Annotated in this window: 11 protein-coding genes; 5 read left to right on the forward strand and 6 right to left on the reverse strand. The window is 74.9% G+C overall.

Translation table 11 applies throughout. The features are described from left to right. Positions 1–182: 182 nt before the first annotated feature. Together ACFY0I_RS03040 and ACFY0I_RS03045 are read right to left on the reverse strand one after the other, a co-directional pair. The gene (locus tag ACFY0I_RS03040) at positions 183–827 is read right to left on the reverse strand and encodes an SRPBCC family protein (protein WP_388889346.1); all 645 of its coding nucleotides are present in this window, start codon (positions 825–827) and stop codon (positions 183–185) included. Between the two features lie 347 nt (positions 828–1174). Then, positions 1175–2023, reverse strand: a complete 849-nt coding sequence (locus ACFY0I_RS03045) for a MurR/RpiR family transcriptional regulator (protein WP_388889348.1) — start codon at positions 2021–2023, stop codon at positions 1175–1177. A gap of 118 nt (positions 2024–2141) precedes the next feature. Between ACFY0I_RS03045 and ACFY0I_RS03050 the strand changes: the two genes are divergently transcribed. After that, a complete protein-coding gene (locus tag ACFY0I_RS03050) occupies positions 2142–3032 on the forward strand; it encodes an EamA family transporter (protein ID WP_388889351.1) in 891 nt (296 codons plus the stop codon). A 15-nt stretch (positions 3033–3047) separates the two neighbouring features. On the opposite strand, the gene ACFY0I_RS03055 is transcribed toward ACFY0I_RS03050, so the two are convergent. The 3 genes from ACFY0I_RS03055 to ACFY0I_RS03065 all read right to left on the reverse strand — a co-directional run bounded on the left by ACFY0I_RS03055 (position 3048) and on the right by ACFY0I_RS03065 (position 4898). Next, positions 3048–3794, reverse strand: coding sequence for a hypothetical protein (locus tag ACFY0I_RS03055; protein ID WP_388889353.1), 747 nt, complete (start codon positions 3792–3794; stop codon positions 3048–3050). Between the two features lie 122 nt (positions 3795–3916). After that, a complete protein-coding gene (locus tag ACFY0I_RS03060) occupies positions 3917–4291 on the reverse strand; it encodes a hypothetical protein (RefSeq protein ID WP_388889356.1) in 375 nt (124 codons plus the stop codon). A gap of 91 nt (positions 4292–4382) precedes the next feature. Then, positions 4383–4898, reverse strand: a complete 516-nt coding sequence (locus ACFY0I_RS03065) for a hypothetical protein (RefSeq protein ID WP_388889359.1) — start codon at positions 4896–4898, stop codon at positions 4383–4385. A 207-nt stretch (positions 4899–5105) separates the two neighbouring features. On the opposite strand from ACFY0I_RS03065, the gene ACFY0I_RS03070 reads away from it, so the two are divergent. Next, on the forward strand, positions 5106–5924 hold the full coding sequence (locus tag ACFY0I_RS03070; RefSeq protein ID WP_388889361.1) for an endonuclease/exonuclease/phosphatase family protein: 819 nt from the start codon (positions 5106–5108) through the stop codon (positions 5922–5924). 67 nt (positions 5925–5991) lie between these two features. Here the strand turns inward: ACFY0I_RS03070 and ACFY0I_RS03075 are convergent, their stop codons facing one another. Continuing rightward, a complete protein-coding gene (locus ACFY0I_RS03075; RefSeq protein WP_388889364.1) occupies positions 5992–6204 on the reverse strand; it encodes an I78 family peptidase inhibitor in 213 nt (70 codons plus the stop codon). A gap of 471 nt (positions 6205–6675) precedes the next feature. Between ACFY0I_RS03075 and ACFY0I_RS03080 the strand changes: the two genes are divergently transcribed. From ACFY0I_RS03080 to ACFY0I_RS03090, 3 genes are all read left to right on the forward strand, one after another. Continuing rightward, positions 6676–13734: an SDR family oxidoreductase gene (locus tag ACFY0I_RS03080; RefSeq protein WP_388889366.1), complete on the forward strand. Its 7059-nt coding sequence runs from the start codon at positions 6676–6678 to the stop codon at positions 13732–13734. Between the two features lies 1 nt (position 13735). Then, positions 13736–18418 carry a beta-ketoacyl synthase N-terminal-like domain-containing protein gene (locus ACFY0I_RS03085; protein WP_388889369.1) on the forward strand — a complete coding sequence of 1561 codons (4683 nt, stop codon included), beginning with the start codon at positions 13736–13738 and terminating at the stop codon, positions 18416–18418. Between the two features lie 170 nt (positions 18419–18588). Then, positions 18589–18843 (forward strand): acyl carrier protein, encoded by a 255-nt coding sequence (locus tag ACFY0I_RS03090; RefSeq protein WP_388890616.1) that lies wholly within the window; start codon positions 18589–18591, stop codon positions 18841–18843. The last annotated feature ends 3 nt before the right edge of the window (positions 18844–18846 follow it).

Below are 18846 nucleotides of genomic sequence, written 5' to 3' on the forward strand. Positions count from 1 at the left end.
TGGGTTGGCGGGCCGCGGCCGCGCCGGTGTGGGCGGCCCCCCCCCCGGGCCCCCCGCCCCCCCGGGGCCCCCCCCCCCCGGGCCCCCGGGGGGGGGGGGTGGGGGGGGGGGGGCCCCCGCGGCCGGGGCCCCCCACCCCGTCAACCGGTCACGTCGAGGGCGGAGGGCCCGCCGGGCGCGGGTCAGCGCGGCCGGTGGTGGCCGGCGGCCTCCGCGGTGGACTTGAGGTCGTTCAGCCAGGCTTCGAGGCCCTGCCGGAGCAGGGCGGTCGCGGTGGGTACGTCCGCGTCGACCTGCGGGCCGGTGTGGGTCTCCTCCGTGATCACCCTGACGCCTCGGGAGGTCTGGACGAAGTTCCAGACGTGAACGCCGTCGATGTGCAGCCCCTCGCCGACCCCCGGCCCGGTCCAGCGGAGGCAGGAGTGCGGCCGTAGCTGTTCGACGGTGGAGGTGATGTCCAGACGGGTGGCCGGAGTCGGATTGGGCGGCAGCGGGGTCGTCCACCGGAAGGCCGAACCCCGGCGCAGGGGACCGTGGTCGAGGCGTTCCGCCGATGTCACGGGGGCCTGCCAGGACGGCCAGCGCTCGATGTCGGTCTGCAACTTCCAGACCGTGCGCAGCGGCGCGTCGATGAGGATTTCGGCGCGGTGGCGGACGCGGGCGTCGGGGTCGACGCCGACTCCGCGGCAGGTGAGTGACGCCGTGGGGTCCGGGACGCGGGAGACCGCCGCCTCGGCGGGTAACGCGCCGGCGCCGAGGATTCCGGTGACGAGCGAAGCGGTGCACAGTGCGGCGCGGACAGCCGAGCGGGTGCGGGTGCGGGGCATGGCGTTCTCCCTGGGCGTCGGGTGGGCGGGCGTGGTCCTCCGCATGGCCGGGCCTGCCGTGCGAAATAGATTCAAGCGATTGTTAGAGGCTATAACTCCGTTGCCGTGAAGGGCAATGGATTCTGCGAGACCTTCTCACTCGCCGATGTTCCGGGGGTGGTGAGGATGGCGAGTTGCCGGGTCCGCCATGCCCTCTTCCGGGGTGCGGTAGGTGACGCTCGGCGAGGCCGTGGTGATCCGGTCCGGCCCGATCCGCTCCAGCCGTTGCCGCCAGGACTCCGTGGATCCGCGCCCGGCCGGTGTCGCTCAGCGCGCTCTCGTGCCTTTTGCCGTCCGGCGGGGGCCCGTCAGTACGAGTGGTCGACCGTGACGTCGGCGGCGAGGCGCAGGGCCGCCTCGGCCGGCGCCCCCCGCAACCCCAGCAGGGTCAGGGCGAGGGCGTCGATCACGGTGAGGTGGGCCAGCCGTCCGGCGACGGTCTCCAGGCCGAACACCAGGTCCTGGCCGCCCGCGACGAGCGTGCAGTCGCTGGTCTCGCTCAGGGGCGAACGGGCGTAGCTGGTGACGGCCACCACCTGCGCCCCGGCCCGACGCGCACGCCGGGCGGCGTCCACCGTGCTGCGCGTGGCTCCCGTGTGGCTGATGGCCAGGCAGACCGCGGGGGCCGTGAGCTGGGACGCGGCCAGCTGCGCGGTCAGCGGGTCGGCCGGGGCGTCGACCGCGCTGCCCAGCGCGCGCAGCCTGTAGGCGGTGTCGAGTGCGACGGCCCCGGACAGTCCCGCGCCGACCACCAGGACCCGGGCTGCCGCGTCCACGAGTTCGGCCGCCGTGCGCAGCCGGTCCGGGGACACCGTGGCCGCGATCCCGCCCAGGGCCTCCTGGGCCGCGCGGACCGTGTCGGCGAGGGCGCGGGCGGCCGGGTCCCGCTCCCGGGAGGGTTCCGGGGCGGGTGCCTGCCGGGCAGCGGTGATCTTCAGCTCCTGGTACCCGCGGAACCCCAGTCGCTGGCATGCCCGTACGACCGAGGACGGCGCGGTGCCGGCCAGCGCCGCGACGTCGCTGACGCTGAGGTGCACCAGCTCCGCGCCCTGCTCCAGAACGACCCGTGCCACCCGGGCCTCGGTGTCGCGCAGCTCGGGCAGGTGGGCCCGGATGTGAGCGGCGAGCCCGCCCCCCGAGGTGGAATGAATTTCCATGGAGCTACTGTAGTGGGGAAATCTGTTCCACGACGTTCGGCGACCCGGTTCGACGCTCCGCGGCGTGCCGGTACCTCTCGCGGCCTTCCGGACGGCCTTCGTGGAACCAGGAACCACCGTGGGGAGCACACGCGTGCCCGGCAACCTGACCTCCCTGACGGGCCCGGCCGCCGTGCCCGTCGTCGTCCTCGCCTCGGCGGTGCTGCACGCCACCTGGAACGGCCTGACCCACGGCCTGCGCGACAAGCTGGCCGGCTTCACGCTGATCAGCCTCGCCTCCGCCGGCTGCGGCGCCGTCCTCGTCTGCTTCGCCCCGCCGCCCGCACCGGCCGCCTGGCCGTACATCGCGGCCTCCGCCACCCTCCAGGTCGCCTACCAACTGCTGCTCCTGCGCGCCTACCAGCTCGGTGACTTCGGCCAGATGTACCCCACCGCCCGGGGCACCTCGCCCGTCGTGGTGGCCCTGGTCTCCACGACCCTCCTCGGCCACTCCCTGCCCGTCGGGCAGGCCCTCGGGATCGCGGTGGTGTCCTGCGGTCTGGCCGGACTCGCCCTGGCCGACGGCCTGCCCGGCCGCGCCCAGCTCCCGGCCCTCGCCGCCGCGGTCGGTACGGGGGTGATGATCGCCTCCTACACCCTGGTGGACGGCACCGGCGTCCGCGTGTCCGGGAGCGTCTTCGGATACATCGCCTGGCTCTTCCTCTGCCAGGGACTCGTCCTCCCCCTGATCGCCTGGGCCCGGCGCGGGCCCGCCCTGTTCGCGACGCTGCGGCCGCTGTGGGGCCGCGGCCTGGCCGGTGGACTGCTCTCCCTGCTCGCGTACGGGCTCGTGGTGTGGGCGCAGTCCCGCGGCGACCTCTCCACCATCGCGGCCCTGCGCGAGACCAGCATCGTCTTCGGGGCACTGATCGGCGCGTTCGTCTTCCGTGAGCGCCTCGGTCACCGTCGCATCGCCGCGAGCGCCACCGTGCTGACGGGCATCGCCGTGCTCCAGCTCACCAGCCAGTAGTCCGGCGGCGCGGGGTCACTTCTTCTCGCAGGTGAAGGTCACCTGCCCGCTCCGCGCGCTCAGCTTCTGGTCCGGCAGGTGCAGGGTCACGAAGGTGCTCACCGTCGTGGCGTTCGGTTGGGGCGGCACCTCCACCACGTGCAGCAGGGCGTGGCCGGTGGTGGGCGGAGCGAAGTCGACGGAGCCCGGGGAGACCGGGGTGGAGCTGGAGGCGAACGTCCAGTAGTAGCGGACCTTGCCCGTTCCGGTGGCCGTGATCTTGCCGTCGAACTCGGCCGTGGTGCCCTTGGTGCAGTCGATGACGCTGCCGGCCGGCGTCAGGATGACCACCTCGACCTTGGTGACCCGTACGTCCTGCTTGCCGCCGCCCGGCTTCTGCGGTGGCGTTGTGGCGCAGGTGACGCGCTTGGCCTGCTGGGACCCGGCGGCCTTGTAGCTCACGCTGTAGGTGCCGTGGCGCAGACCCTGCCGGTCCAGTACGCCCTTGCCGTTGACCTTGACCTGCAGGGACGTCTTCGGCCCCTCCACCCGTACGGCCTGGTTCGCGGGGAATCCGCCGAGGTGGAGCTTGTAGGACGACGCCCCGCCCGGCCCTGCGTTACCGCCCGGCAGCAATTGGCAGGCGGGCGCCGCGGGCGCGGCTCCCGGCTGCGCCGTCGCGCTGCCCGTGGCCGCCAGGGCGGGGGTGAGGGCAACGGAGGAGGCGAGGAGCGGAGCCGCGAGGAGTACGAGACACCGACGCCGATTGGTCTGCCCGTTCATCGCGCTGCCCTTCGTGAGGAGCCCCGAGCGAGGACCTCAGGATATCGGCCGTCTCCTCGGCCGGCAGTTCGCGGGCGGGGCGGCGGCGGGCCGGAGCGGGGCCCGCCGCGCGCCGCTGCCGGTCAGGGGCCGGCCTGGCCCCGGCCCTGCCCGCTGTCGGACCCGAGCTGTTCGACCGTGCTGGTGCCGCTTCCCGACCGGGACTCCCACGTCCAGGTCTCCTCCAGGCGCAGGCGGCCGTCGGGAAGCTCCGTGACGAGGGAGACGCAGTGCCCGGAGGCGGTCGTACCGTCGCCGCGGAGCTGGACGTAGCGGAAGTCGATGGTGTCGCCGGCCCGGGTGCCGACCAGGTGGCCCCGCACCACGTCACCGCCGGCGTACTCGGCCCAGATCCGCCCGTCCCGCTCGTGGTATTCGAACCGGGTCCGCCGACCGACCTGTCCGGGGGCCTGGTCGGCCAGGGGGGCGAAGGTGAGGCCGTCGAGTGAGCGCGTCATGAAGGGTCCTTGAAGGTGGATGGATCTCCGGCGTGGCGGATGACGCCGAACGCCCGATGGAGGACTGGGACGGGAGCGGGCGGGCCCGGGGCTACCGGCCGTGGAGGAAGAAGCGGGCCGGGACGAAGATTTCGTGGCCGGTCGGGAAACGGACGCGTACTCCGGATTCCGTCCATGTCGTCGATTCGATCCCCTTCGCCCCCAACACGGGGTCCACGTCCAGCCAGTGGCCGTAGGAGGCCCCGGTATACCTACCGATGATCATTTTGTAGGAATGCCGTCCGGACAAGGTGTGTTCGTGCACCAGCCCCAGATGGTGCGGTGCCTCGTCCTCGTACTTCACGGCCGCCGGGGCGGTGCTGCTGTACGTCACCTCGGTCCGGGGCCACCAAAGGACCGTCAGGAACGCGGCGGTCAACAGGATCCCCGCGACGGCGCCGAGCAGCACCCTGCCGATCCCGTTCGTCCGGCGGGGCCGCGCGACGCGGTCGGGTCGGTCGGGGGTGGTGGCGATGTCGATGACGTTCCTCCAAGACCTTGCTCCGCACCCGGTCTGCGGGAGACGGCTCTGCGAGGAGGACGTGGAAGCGCGGCGATCGGTTGTCACGGCGACGGCCCGATTCCGCTGCCGGTTCAGCGGGGGGACTCACGCACCCGTCCGCCGGAGGCCGCGCGCACGTCCCGGTGCCGCCGGGCGGGCACGCGCCGTCGGCGCCCCGTCCCCTACCCTCGGCACGAGATGCCCGGCCCGGGTGGCGCCGTCCGCATCCGTTCCGAGGAGGTCGCGGTGAGGGGAACCGGTATGAGGTGGTGGATGGCGGGAGCCATGGCGGTGGCGTGCGTGGCGCTGCTCGGTCCCAGCGCCCCGGGCAGCGCCCTCATCGCCAGGCCGCTGCCCGCCCACGCCGCCGAAGGCGTCGTACCGAACCGGGTCGTCACGTGGAACATCTGCAACCCGTGCGGTCGGGTGGGGCACGATCTGGGTCGGGCGGTGGAGATCGCCACGTACGCACCCCAGGTCATCGGCCTCCAGGAGGCGTGCGTGCGTGACGTCGAGAAGATCCGGCAGTACCTGAGGAACTTCTACGGGCTCGACTACCACGTCGAGTACGGCATGGTGCTGCAGAACCGGAACCGTTGCGGCGGACTGCCGTGGAGCCCGGGAGGCTTCGGCCAGGCGATCCTCTCAGCGGCGCCGATGACGGATCACAAGCAAGTGGAATACCCCGACGGCGGATCCGAGGACCGCGGGTACATGGCGGTCACCACCACCGTGGACGGCCGATCCGTCAGGGTGTTCAACACGCACCTCGCCCAACGACGACAGGAGGCCGTCCGGGCGGACCAGATCGGCGTGCTCGCCGCGGAGGTCGCCCGGCACGACCGCGCGATCGTTCTCGGTGATTTCAACGCCGTGCCGGACGCGCCCGAACTCGGCGGGATGTGGGCGCTGGCCTCGGACGCGGACCCCCGGTGCCACCCCTCGCCCGACCAGGGGTGCGAGCCGACCACCGACTGGCGCAGCAAGTTCGACTACGTCTTCCTGCGGGACGTCACCGCGCGGGCGCAGCGTGTGCATCCCAGCCGGTACTCGGACCACGACATGGTCCACGCCGACCTGGACCTCACCTGAACCCCGCCCGACAACGACTCGAACCCGACCGGAGCGCGGACGGCCTCGGCCGGGCCCGTCGCGCCCGTCAGCCCTTCCAGGCGCGTCGCACCCTGCCTTCCTCGACCTCGAAGTTGAGGCGTCCTTCCAGGTACTCCAGGGTCACCATGGAGCCCGGCGGGAGGAGGCGCAGGGGCGACCAGCCGCGCAGGCGTGCCCGGCGTTCGGCCTCCGTCGATTCGAGGCCGACGTAGCAGGCCGGGTCTTCGTCGGGAGTGGCGGGGACGGCGGAAGAAGTCATGGGTCCCTCCTGCCCCGACTCTCCCGCTCGGATGCCCGCCGGGTCCGGGGCGGCGTGGAGCCGACCCGGTCGGCGTGCGGCGGGACCGGGGCCGACCGGGAACGGTAATCGGACAGGTGTCCGGAAGGGCGGCATCCGATCATGTCCGGGCGAGAGCCCTACTGACCAGTACTTTCGGCGTCCAGGCGCAGGCGGATGCCCATTGAATTCACGCCTTTGATTCCTGTTGCCGCATGACGCGCGGAACGTCGATATCCGGAATGGGCCGCCCTTCGGAGGCGAGCCGCGACCTGGCACCCCCTGCGGATCAGGGCCGCAGCGTTGACCCTTCAGTAACTTGCCGCTACTTTCGCTACGTCCACCGAACTGCCCGAATTCCTGTTGCGGGCGCGCGCGACCCCATGCCTTCCTTCGGCGCTTTCGTTTGACCGAAATTTCCCCCCGGGTAATGCATCGCACATTCGGAGAATTATGACGTCGGCAGAGCACGTCCTGGACCTGGTCATTGGATTGACTCCTTTCGGTGAGCCCGACGCGCGGTTGGCGGCCGCCGTGACGCGCGGCGGGGGTCTCGGCGTGCTGGACCTCGGGAGCGGGGACCGCGCGGCCCGGAAGGAGTGGGCCGACCTGCGCAGGTGGCTGCCCGGCCGGTACGGGGTCCGCGTCGGTCCGCGGTGCCGATTACCCCTCGACGAGCTCGCCCGCGACGGCGCGCCGCCGCACACCCTGGTGCTCGGCGTCGGCGCGACATGGCGTCCCGACGCGCTGCCCAGCGGCGTGCGGGTCCTGGCCGAGGTGACCGGGGCGGACGAGGCACGAGCCGCCCTGGACGCCGGCGTCCACGGTCTGATCGCGCGCGGCAGCGAGTGCGGCGGGCGGATCGGCGAACTCGGCACCTTCGTCCTGCTCCAACAATTGCTCCGGATGGTCGGCCCCGACGGTCCGCCGGTGTGGGCCTGCGGCGGCATGGCGCCGGGTACGGCCGCCGCGGCCGTGGTGGGAGGGGCCGCGGGCGTGGTGCTCGACACCCAACTCGCGCTCCTGGCCGAGTCGGCGGTCCCCGAATCCGTCGCGGCCGTCCTGCGGGGGATGGACGGCTCGGAGACCACCGTCCTGGCCGGCCACCGGTTCCTGCACCGCCGCGCCCCCGGCTCCCGGGCCGCGGACGAACTTCCCGACGACCCGGAACGGGTGGCGGCCCTGCTCGGCGGCCGGGACCCGGACACGCGGCTGCTGCCCGTGGGCCAGGACGGGTTCCTCGCGACCCGATTCGCGGACCTCTTCGGCGACGCCGCGAGCGCCGTACACGCCGTCTCCGAAGCGGTGTCGGCCGCCACCGAGGGGGAGACCGCAGCGGACGTCCTGCTCCCCGGATCACCCATGGGCCGCGCCCTTGGCACCCGCCTGCCGATCGCCCAGGGCCCCATGACCCGCGTGAGCGACGGCGCCGACTTCGCCCGAGCCGTGGCCGACGAGGGCGCCCTGCCCTTCCTGGCCCTGGCACTCGCCGGCCGTGACCAGGCCCATGCCCTGCTCGCCGAGGCGGGCGCCGCGCTGACCGGCCGGCCCTGGGGGGTCGGCGTACTGGGTTTCGCCCCCGAGGAGACCCGTACCGCGCAGCTGGAGGCAGTACGCGCCCACCGGCCCACCCACGTCATCATCGCCGGGGGCCGACCCTCGCAGGCGCGGGCCCTGGAATCCGACGGCATCAAGGCCTTCCTCCACGTGCCCTCCCCCGGACTGCTGCGCCAGTACCTGGAGCAGGGCGCCCGGCGGTTCGTCTTCGAGGGCGCAGAATGCGGCGGCCACGTCGGGCCGCGCAACAGCTTCCCGCTCTGGGAGGCCCAACTCGCCGTGATCGCCGACTGGATGGACCAGGATCGGGGCGGCGAGCAGGGCCGGGCCGGTGCCCCGGACATCGAGGTGTTCCTCGCCGGCGGGGTCCACGACTCCCGCTCGGCGGCCATGGTCGCCGCACTGGCCGCGCCGCTCACCGCACGCGGCTGCGCGGTGGGTGTCCTGATGGGCACGGCCTACCTGTTCACCGAGGAAGCCGTCGCCTGCGGGGCCGTGCGGCCCCTCTTCCAACGCCAGGTCCTCGCCGCGGAGCGGACGGCGCTGCTGCGCACCGCCCCCGGGCACGCCACCCGGTGCGTTCCCAGCCCGTTCAGCGACGGCTTCCGGGACGTGGAGGCCGGGTTGCGCGCCGAGGGCGTGCCCGGGCGCGAGATCTGGGAGCGCCTGGAACGGCTCAACGTCGGCCGGCTGCGCATCGCCAGCAAGGGCGTCGAACGCGACGCCGCCGGGGCCTTGGCGCCCGTGGACGAGGAACGACAGTACACCGAGGGCATGTTCATGGCCGGCGAGGTGGCCGTGCTGCGCGGCTCGACCACCACCGTCGCCGCGCTGCACGCGTCCGTCACGGACGGGGCCGTCGCCTTCCTCGGCCGGCGGTCCGCCGAACTCCGGCGCATCCGCCCGGCCGTCGGGGAGGTCCGCGCCGCCGAGCCCGTACCCGCACCGCTGGACGTGGCGATCGTGGGCATGGCCTGCATGTTCCCGCAGGCACCGGACCTGGCCGCCTTCTGGTCGCTCGTCCTCGACGGCCGGGACGCCGTCACCGAAGTGCCCCCGGAGCGCTGGGACCCGGCCGTGCACCACTCCCCCGGGCCCGGGGCCGCCAGCGCCTCGAAGTGGGGTGGTTTCCTGCCCCGGATCCCCTTCGACCCGCTGCGCTACGGCATCCCGCCGGCCTCGCTGGGCAACATCGAGCCCGTACAGCTCCTGGCCCTCGAATCGGCCCGGCGCGCCCTGGAGGACGCCGGGTACGGGGACGCGGGCCGGTCCTTCGACCGTACGCGGGCCGGTGTCGTCTTCGGGGCCGAGGCGGGCAGCGACCTGTCCAACGCCACCACCCTGCGGGCGGTGCTCCCCTCCTACTACGGGCACGTCCCCGCCGAACTCGACGAGCAGTTGCCGCGGTTCACCGAGGACACCTTCCCCGGCATGCTCGCCAACGTCATCTCCGGGCGGGTGGCCAACCGTCTCGACCTGCGCGGCGCCAACTACACCGTCGACGCGGCCTGCGCCTCCTCGCTGGCCGCCGTCGACGCCGCCTGCAAGGAACTGGTGCTGGGCAGCAGCGACCTGATGCTGTGCGGGGGCGCCGACCTGCACAACGGCATCAACGACTACGCCCTGTTCACCTCCGTGCACGCGCTCTCGCCCACCGGCAGATCTCGGCCGTTCGACGCCGGCGCGGACGGCATCGTCCTCGGCGAGGGCGTCGCCTGCGTCGTCCTCAAGCGGCTGGCGGACGCCGAGCGCGACGGCGACCGGGTGTACGGCGTGATCAAGGGGGTCGGCAGTTCCAGCGACGGCCGCTCGCTCGGGCTGACGGCGCCCCGTCCCGAGGGCCAGCGCGCCGCCCTGGAGCGCGCCTACCGCAACGCCGGGGTCTCGCCCGCGCAGGTCACCCTCGTGGAGGCGCACGGCACCGGCACCGTGGTGGGCGACCGTACCGAACTGGGCGTGCTCACGGAGGTGTTCGCCGAGGCGGGTGCGGCGAGCGGCGCGTGCGTCCTGGGGTCGGTGAAGTCGCAGATCGGGCACACCAAGTGCGCCGCGGGGCTGGCCGGTCTGATCAAGACCGCGCTCGCCCTGCACACCGGGGTCCGGCCGCCCACGCTGCACCTGGAGCGGCCGGTCTCCGGCTGGAAGGAGGGCGAGAGCCCGTTCGTCTTCCACCGGGAGGCGCTGCCGTGGCCCGTCGCGGCCGAACGGCGGCTCGCGGGGCTGAGCGCCTTCGGTTTCGGCGGCACCAACTTCCACGTCGTGCTCGCCGCGCACGGCGGCGACGGGCCGCCGCCGGTCCACTCCCGCGACGACTGGCCCGCGGAGCTGTTCACCTTCCGCGGCGCCACCGCGGTCGCGGCCCGCCGCGCCGCCGCCGAGCTGCTCGACCTCGCCGCCGCGGCCGAATCGGAGACGGCCCCGTGGCGGCTGCGTGACCTGGCCGCCACGGCCTCGCACCGCGCCGCCCGCACCCAGGGCCCCGTACGGGCCGCCTTCGTGGCGCACGACACTGCCGATCTGTGCCGGCGGCTCGGGCACGCGCTCGACGCCCTCGACGCGCTCGGCGACGTGCCGTCCGACGCGACCGCCGTCCCGGACTCGGCGGTCCTTCCCGGGAGCGGCGTCGGTGGTCCGGCGCCGGACGTCCACCTCGCGGAGCGGGGGGCGGACGGCCCCGGCCGCACGGCGTTCCTGTTCCCGGGTCAGGGCAGTCAACGCCCGGGCATGTCGGCGCACCTGTTCACCACCTTCCCCGAGCTCGGCCGGCTGCTGGACACCGGTGGCGCCGAACACGTTCCGACCGCCCTGCACCCGCCGGCCTCGTTCGACGACGCCGGGCGGGAGCGCGCCCGGCTGGCGCTGACCGACACCCGGGCCGCCCAGCCGGCCCTCGGCATCGTGGAACTCGCCGCGTACGACGTCCTCACCCGGGCCGGTGTCCGGCCCGACCTCGCCGCCGGGCACAGCTACGGCGAGCTGGTCGCCCTGTGCGCCGCGGGCGTCCTCGACGCCGACGCGCTGCCCGGCCTCAGCGCCGCGCGGGCCGCCGCCGTGCTCGGCGCGGCCGGTGACGATCCGGGCGCCATGGCCGCCGTCGCGGCCACACCCGAGGAGATCGAGCGGGTCCTCGGGTCGCGGCTGCCGCGGGGGCTCGTCCTGGCGAACCACAACGCACCCCGGCAGAGCGTCGTTTCGGGCCCGACCGCCGCGGTCGACGCGGCGCTGCGCTCGCTGCGCGACGCCGGCCTCGGCGCGAAGCGGTTGCCGGTCGCGTGTGCCTTCCACAGTCCGCTGCTCGCCGCCGCCGGCCCCGTCTTCCGACAGGCCCTCGAACAACAACTCCTCGAAGCCGCCGAGTTCCCGGTGTGGGCGAACCGCACCGCCCGCCCGTACGAAGCCGGCGCCGACGCCGTGCGCGACGAACTCGCCGCGCAGATCGGCTCCCCGGTGCGCTTCGTGGCACAGATCGAGGCGATGCACGAGGCGGGTGCGCGCACCTTCGTCGAAGTGGGCCCGGGCCGGGTCCTGACCCGGCTCGTCACCGACATCCTCGGCGACCGCCCCCACCGCGTCGTCGCCTGCGAGCCCCGGCCCGGCAGCGGCCTCCCGGACCTGCTGGACGCGCTCGCCCGGCTCGCCGCCGCCGGACTGCCCGTGGTCACGGACTGGATGTTCCGGGGCCGGGACGCCGTCGACATCGACCGGACGACCGCACCGCGCCGCCCCGGCTGGACGGTCGACGGACACCTCGTACGCACCGCCGCCGGCGACACCCTCCCCGGCGCCCTCGCACCCGCCCGACGAATCGTGGAGATCCCCGTGACGACCCCTCCCGGTCAACCGGCGCCCGGTACGGCCGACGCCCTGGTCGCCGAATTCCTCCGGACCAGTCGGGACATGATCGCGGCGCAGCGCGACGTCCTGCTGGCCTACCTCGGTACCGCCCCGGAGGCCGGCCCCCTGGTGGTCGGGACCGCGCCACGGGAGCCGCAGGTGGTACCGCGGCTCCCGGCGGCTCCCGCGACGCACGCCGTGCCCGTGCCCGTACCGCGGACGCCGGCCGTCGCGGCGCCGGCCGTCGCGGCGCCGGCCGCGGCCGGGTCCGGGGCTCTCACCGAGGAGGGTGTGCTGCGTACGGTTCTGGAACTCATCAGCGAGCGCACCGGTTACCCCCTGGACATGGTGGAGCCCGACCTCGACCTGGAGGCCGACCTCAGCGTCGACTCCATCAAGCGCGCCGAGATCGCCGGTGAGCTGGCCCGGCGCCTGGGCGGCGCTCTCGACGGAGCCGCCGCGCTCTCCCTGGACGACGCGGAGCTCGAAGAGCTCACCCGGGCCCGAACCGCCTCGGCCATCGCGCACTGGCTGGTCACCCGTGTCATCGCCCCCTCGGAGGTCACGACGACGGAGGAACCGCCGACACCGGCACCGTCACCTCACGACGCATCGGCGGACGGGCCGCTCCTGGTCGCCGCCCCCCGCCGGTTCCGGATGTTGCCGGTGGCGCTGCCCGAACCGGGGACCGGGTCGGGACGGGCCGGGCTCGCCGGAGCGCGGTACACCCTCGTGGGCGACGGCGCCGGCCTCTTCCGCGGGGTGGCGACGGAGCTGTCCGCCCGCCTGACCGCGCTCGGCGCCGAGCCGGTCGTGGTCGCGGCCGATCAGGTTCCGGGTGGGACGAACGAGTCGGTGGACGGCGTCGTCGTCCTCACGGCCCTCGGGGAGGACGGCTCGCCGTTCCTCCCGGCCGGTTTCCCGCTCGTACGGGACGTCCTGCGCGGCGGAGCCCGACGGCTGCTCCTCGCCCACGCGGTGCCCGGGGTCCGGGCCGCCGGGGTGGACGGCCTGGTGCGCTCCGCCGCCCGGGAGTACCCGGCCGTCGGCGTACGCAGCGTCGGGCTGGACCTGGGCGCCGCCGAGTCACCGGCCGGCGCGGCGGACGCGCTGGTGGCCGAACTCCTGGCGGACGACGCCGTGCCCGTGGTCCTGCGCACTCCGGCCGGTCGGTTCACGACGGAGCCGACCCCCGCGCCGCTCGGCGCCCTCGGCGCCACGGGAGCGGGGCCGGCCGGGGAGGGCGCGGCAGAGGTGGCGGCCCTGGGTCTGGACCGGGAGGGCGTCGTGGTCCTCGTCGGCGGCGCCCGGGGGATCACCGCGCGGTGCGCGGTGGCCCTCGCGACCGCCTCCCGGTGCCGGATCGAGCTTCTCGGGCGCACTCCGGCGCCGGAGGGGCCCGAGGACCCGGAGACCGCCGGCGCCGTCGACCGGGCGGCCCTGCGGACCGTGCTCGCGGCCACGGGCCGCTACGGCGCTCCCGCCGAGGTCGACCGCGCGGCCGACCTGGTCCTGGCCCGGCGCGAGGTGACCGCGACGTTGGACGCGCTGCACGCGGCGGGCAGTCGGGCCCGTTACCGCAGGGTGGACTGCCGGGAGGCGCCCGCCGTGCTCCAGGCGGTCAAGGAGATACACGCCGAGTACGGGCGCGTCGACGGGGTGGTCCACGCCGCCGGGGTCATCGAGGACCGGTTGATGGCGGAGAAGTCCGTCGACTCGTTCGGGCAGGTCTTCGGCACCAAGACGGAGAGCGCCGCGGCGCTGCTCGCCGCGGTGGACCAGCTGCCCCGACCGCCCGCGTTCGTGGTGCTGTTCGGCAGCATCGCCGCCGTGCTCGGAAACCGGGGCCAGGCGGACTACGCGGCGGCCAACGACGCGCTGGAGGCACTCGGCACCGCCTGGGCCGCACGGACCGGGGGACGCGCGCTGACCGTCCACTGGGGCCCGTGGGCGCCGTCGGAGGACCACGGCGGCATGGTCGGTCCCGAACTGGCCCGCCACTACGCGCGGCGCGGGATCTCGCTCATCGATCCCGAGGAGGGCGCCCTGGCCCTGCTGCGGGAGCTCGCCTGGGGTGAGGACACGGTCCGCGCGGTCGTCCACACCGCCTCGGAGTGGTGAGATGAACCTCCCCTCCCCCGAGGGCGCCACCCACGCCCCCGTCGCGATCACGGGCATGGCGGTGATGCTGCCCGGCGCGCCCGACCTGGCGACGTACTGGCACAACCTGAGGGCCGGCGTCGACGTGATCGGTGAGGTGCCCGCGGGGCGCTGGGACCGCGACTACTACCACCCGGGCAGCGCCGCGGAACCGGCCGCCGCCGACCGGGTGTACTGCCGCCGCGGCGGCTTCGTCGACGCCGTCGCCGAGGTCGACGTGACCCGGTTCGGGATCATGCCGCACTCGGTGCCCGGTACCGAACCGGACCAGCTGATCGCGCTGCACGTCGCGGCGAGCGCCCTGGCGGACGCGGGCGGCGCGCAGCGGCTGCCCGACCGCGACAGGGTCGGGATCGTGCTGGGGCGCGGCGGCTACCTCACGCCGGGGCTGGTCCGGCTCGACCAGCGCGTCCGTACGGCCCGGCAACTCGTACGGACCCTCGGGGACCTCGTGCCGGACCTGGACGCGGAGCAACTCGAGCGCGTGCGGGCGGCGTTCACCGACCGGCTCGGTCCCGACCGGCCGGAGGACGCCATCGGGCTGGTGCCCAACCTCGCCGCGTCCCGGGTCGCGAACCGGCTCGACCTGCGCGGCCCGGCGTACACCGTGGACGCCGCGTGCGCCTCGTCGCTGCTCGCCGTGGACCAGGCGGTGTCCGCGCTGGCTTCGGGACGCTGCGACGTGATGCTGGCCGGGGGCGTGCACCACTGCCACGACATCACGCTGTGGAGCGTCTTCTCGCAGTTGCGCGCGCTCTCCCCCAGCGAGCGCATCCGCCCCTTCCACCGGGGCGCCGACGGCATCCTCATCGGCGAGGGGACCGGCGTGGTGGTCCTCAAGCGCCTCGCCGACGCCGAGCGCGACGGCGACCGCGTGTACGCCGTGATCCGGGGCACCGGCGTCAGCAGCGACGGCCGCGCCTCCGGGTTGGTCAATCCCGATCCCGCCGGGCAGAGCCGGGCGGTGCGGGCGGCGTGGCGGGCCGCGGGCCTCGATCCCGCCGAGCCCGGGTCCCTCGGGCTGTTGGAGGCGCACGGTACGGCCACTCCGGCCGGTGACGCGGCCGAACTGGCCACGCTCCTGGACGTGTTCGGGCCGGCGCTGCCGTCCGGGGCGGATCCGGCGGACCGCGCGGTGATCGGTTCGGTGAAGTCGATGATCGGCCACGCCATGCCGGCGGCCGGGGTCGCGGGGCTGGTGAAGGCCGCCCTCGCCGTCCACCACGGCACCCTGTTGCCCACCCTGCACTGTGAGGACCCGCACCCGGCGCTGGCCGCCACCCGGTTCCGCCCGCTGGCCGAGGCGGCGCCCTGGGCGAGCGGGCCGGGGCGGCCGCGTCGCGCCGCCGTGAACGCGTTCGGGTTCGGCGGCATCAACGCGCACGTCGTTCTCGAACAGGCCCCCGCCGTCCGCGATCGCCCCTCCGCCGCCCCGGCCCGCCGGGTGGCGGTCGCGGAGAGCGAGCGGGTGCTGCTCCTGGACGCGGCGACGCCCGAGGTGCTCGCCGCCCTGCTGGACGCCCCCGATCCGGCGACACCTCCGGGCGCCGGCGGGCCCGTACGGCTGGGCATCGTCGGCCCCACGCCCAAACGGCTCGCGCTGGCCCGCCGTGTGGTCGCCAAGGGCGAGGCGTGGCAGGGGCGCGGCGACGTCTTCTTCAGCCCCCGTCCGCTCCTGGGCGGCGCGGAGGGAGGCCGGACCGCGTTCCTGTTCCCCGGTTTGGAAGGGGAGTTCGCGCCCCGGGTCGACGACATCGCCGACCACTTCGGGCTGCCCCGGCCGCCCCTCTCCGACGGGCGGGAGTCGGGTGCGGGGCCCGGCGGCCTCGGCCGGCACGGGCTCGGTGTCGTGGCCGTCGGGCGGCTGCTCGACACGGCCCTGCGCCGCATCGGCGTCGTCCCCGACGCCGTCGCCGGGCACAGCGTCGGGGAATGGACCGCGATGGTCGTCGGCGGGCTGTACGAGGAGACGGCCGTGGACGCCTTCATGGCAGCCCTCGACCCGGAGGCGGTACGGGCCGCCGACCTCGCGTACGCCGCCGTGGGCGCCCATGCGGACCGGGTGGCCCGGTTGCTGGCCGGCGGTGGGCACCCGTCCGTCGTCCTCTCCCACGACAACGCCCCGAACCAGTCGATGGTGTGCGGGCCACCCGGGGCCGTGGAAACGTTCGCGAGCGGGCTGCGCGCCGAGGGGGTCCTCGTGCGCGTCCTGCCGTTCCGGTCCGGTTTCCACACCCCGATGTTCGAACCGTGCCTGGCCCCCTTCGAGGAGGCCGCGGACCGGATGCGGCTGCGGGCCCCGCACGTCCCCGTCTGGTCGGGGACCACGGCGGCCCCCTTCCCCGCCGAAGAGGCCGCCGTCCGCGCCCTGTTCGTACGACACCTCCTCGAACCGGTCCGCTTCCGCTCCCTGACCGAAGCCCTGTACGAGGCCGGCTTCCGCGCCTTCGTACAGGCCGGTCCGGGGCAGCTCGGGTCCCTCGTGGGTGACACCCTGGCCGGGCGCGACCACCTGGTCGTGGCCGCCAATTCCCCGCACCGCACCGGCATGGCGCAGCTCCGCCGGGTGGCCACCGCGCTGTGGACCGCCGGGGCGGAGACCGACCCCCGGACGCTGGACGGGCCCGGGCCGGACGGCATGACGGGCCGGTTGCCGGTTCCCGCCGCCCCCGCGCACTCCGGGGGGTCGGGCCGGCGGGGCGTCCGCCTCGACCTGGGCGCCGCGCTGGTGGACCTGCCGCCGGATCCCGTGCTCGTGGCGGCGCTGACCCGTGATCCGGCCGCCGTCCTCGCGTCGGCCGCGTCCGCCTCACCGGTGGCGGCCGAACTGTCCGCCCTGCTGGACGAAACCGCGCGGACGGCCGCGACCCTGATCGCCGCCGCGGGACGGGCCGCCGGGGGGCGCCGACCTCCGGCGCCGCGACCCACCGGCTCCGCGGCCCGCGCACCCCGGAGCGCGCAGGCCGCGGCCCCACCACCGGCGCGGCCCACCGACGCGTCCTGCGCCACCGTCCGGCGGGAGGGCGTGCGGGTCGGCGTGGACGGGATGCCGTACCTGCTCGACCACTGCTTCTTCCCGCAGCGCGCCGGCTGGCCGGACGTCGCCGACCGGTGGCCCGTGGTGCCCGCCACCACGATCGTGGCCCACCTGATGGCGGCCGCCGAGCGCTCCGCACCCGGCCGCGTGGCCGTGGCGGTGCACGACGCCTGCTTCGACCGCTGGCTCACGGCCGCCGAACCCGTGGACGTGCCCGTCACCGTGACCCCGCAGGGCGCGGACCGGGTCGCCGTGTCGTTCGGCCCCGACGCCCGCGCCGTGGTGGAGCTCGCCGAGCGACACGCCCCGGCACCCGCCGCGCCGGAGCCTCCCGACCCCGGCTCCGAGCGCGTCCCCGCGCACACCGCGGAGCAGGTCTACCGCGAGCGGTGGATGTTCCACGGTCCGGCGTACCGGGGCATGACCAGGCTGTCCGCGATCGGCGACCGGCACGTGCGCGCCACGTTGACCACGCCGCCCGCGCCCGGCGCGCTGCTGGACAACGTCGGGCAGGTGCTCGGCTACTGGATCATGGCCACGCACACGGAGCGCACCGTGGTCTTCCCGGTACGGATGCGGCAGATGCGCTTCTTCGGCCCGCATCCGGCCCCCGGCACACCGGTGGAGTGCGTGATCCGGATCGTGTCCCTCACGGACGCGGTCCTCGAAGCGGACGCGGTGCTCACCGTCTCCGGCCGGGTGTGGGCAGAGCTCTCCGGCTGGCAGGACCGCCGCTTCGACAACGACCCCACCACCCGACCCGTCGAGCGGTTCCCGGACCGCAACACCCTGTCCGCCGCGCGGCCCGGGGGCTGGTCGCTGGTGTACGAACGCTGGCCCGACCTCGCCTCGCGGGAGCTGATCATGCGCAACGCGCTGGGCGGCCCGGAGCGCACGACGTACGCCGGGCGACCGCCCCGGGGCCGCCGACAGTGGTTGCTCGGCCGGATCGCGGCGAAGGACGCGGTGCGCCACCTGCTCTGGGAGGACGGCGAGGGTCCCGTCTACCCGGCCGAACTCCTCGTCCGCAACGAGGCGTCGGGCCGGCCGTACGTCACGGGGCGCCACGGCCGGGACCTCCCGCCGCTGGCGGTGTCGATCGCGCACCGCGCCGAGGCCGGTGTCGCCATCGCCCGACACCGGACGGCCCGGGCGGACGGCTCCGCCGGCGACGGGGGCGGTCCCGGCATCGACATCGAGGAGATCTCCGAGCCCGCCGAAGCCACCGTCGCCACCGCGCTCGCGCCGGCCGAACGGGAGTTGCTGGCGACCCTGCCCGCCGCCGACGAGGAATCACCGGCCGTGTGGTTCACCCGGTTCTGGGCCGCGAAGGAAGCCGTCGCCAAGGCCGAGGGCACCGGCCTGGCCGGCCGGCCCCGCGACTTCGAGGTGACGGCGGCTCGGGCGGACCGGCTGACCGTGACGGTGCGCCCGCGGGGCACACCGGAGGGACCGTCCGCGCCCGCCCGCACGTACCGGGTGAGTTGTGAGCGGGTCGCGAACCCGCCCGGACTGCCACCGCGGGCGTACGTCGTGGCCTGGACCACCGGCCCGGACCCGGACCAGCCGGCAGCGGGCACCATCCGCAACGAAGGGAACCAGACGTGACCACCACCCGGCCCGGCGGCCCCGCGCCCGCCGAACCCTGGCCCGCCGACCGCGTGCGCGCCGATCCCGTGCCCGACGCATCCGTGCCGGACGCATCGGTGGCCGCCGACTCCGTAGGCGCCGACTCCGTACGCGCCGACGAGGCGTCGGTCCTCGCCGATCTGACGGTCATGATCGAACAGGTCCTCGGCGAATACGGACTCGACGACACCGAGATCGGGATGGACACCAGGTTCGGTCGCGACCTCGAACTGGAGAGCATCGACCTCGTCACCCTCGCCGGGCTCCTGGAGGACCGCTACGGCCGCCTGGTCAACTTCGCCGAGTTCGTGGCCTCCATGGAGCTGGAGGAGATCATCGAACTCAGCGTCGGCAGGCTCGTCGAGTACGTCTGCCTGTGCCTGAAGGCCGCGGGGCGGGACTGAGCC

Origin of the sequence: Streptomyces sp. NPDC001568, from assembly GCF_042893755.1 — a bacterium.
In the GTDB taxonomy this organism is placed as follows: Bacteria; Actinomycetota; Actinomycetes; order Streptomycetales; family Streptomycetaceae; genus Streptomyces.

Excerpts from the sequence above, each read along its gene's own strand:
- ACFY0I_RS03040 (WP_388889346.1), bottom strand. The coding sequence starts at position 827 with ATGCCCCGCACCCGCACCCGCTCGGCTGTCCGCGCCGCACTGTGCACC.
- ACFY0I_RS03045 (WP_388889348.1), bottom strand. The coding sequence starts at position 2,023 with ATGGAAATTCATTCCACCTCGGGGGGCGGGCTCGCCGCTCACATCCGG.
- ACFY0I_RS03055 (WP_388889353.1), bottom strand. The coding sequence starts at position 3,794 with ATGAACGGGCAGACCAATCGGCGTCGGTGTCTCGTACTCCTCGCGGCT.
- ACFY0I_RS03060 (WP_388889356.1), bottom strand. The coding sequence starts at position 4,291 with ATGACGCGCTCACTCGACGGCCTCACCTTCGCCCCCCTGGCCGACCAG.
- ACFY0I_RS03070 (WP_388889361.1), top strand. The coding sequence starts at position 5,106 with ATGGCGGGAGCCATGGCGGTGGCGTGCGTGGCGCTGCTCGGTCCCAGC.
- ACFY0I_RS03075 (WP_388889364.1), bottom strand. The coding sequence starts at position 6,204 with ATGACTTCTTCCGCCGTCCCCGCCACTCCCGACGAAGACCCGGCCTGC.
- ACFY0I_RS03080 (WP_388889366.1), top strand. The coding sequence starts at position 6,676 with ATGACGTCGGCAGAGCACGTCCTGGACCTGGTCATTGGATTGACTCCT.
- ACFY0I_RS03085 (WP_388889369.1), top strand. The coding sequence starts at position 13,736 with ATGAACCTCCCCTCCCCCGAGGGCGCCACCCACGCCCCCGTCGCGATC.
- ACFY0I_RS03090 (WP_388890616.1), top strand. The coding sequence starts at position 18,589 with ATGATCGAACAGGTCCTCGGCGAATACGGACTCGACGACACCGAGATC.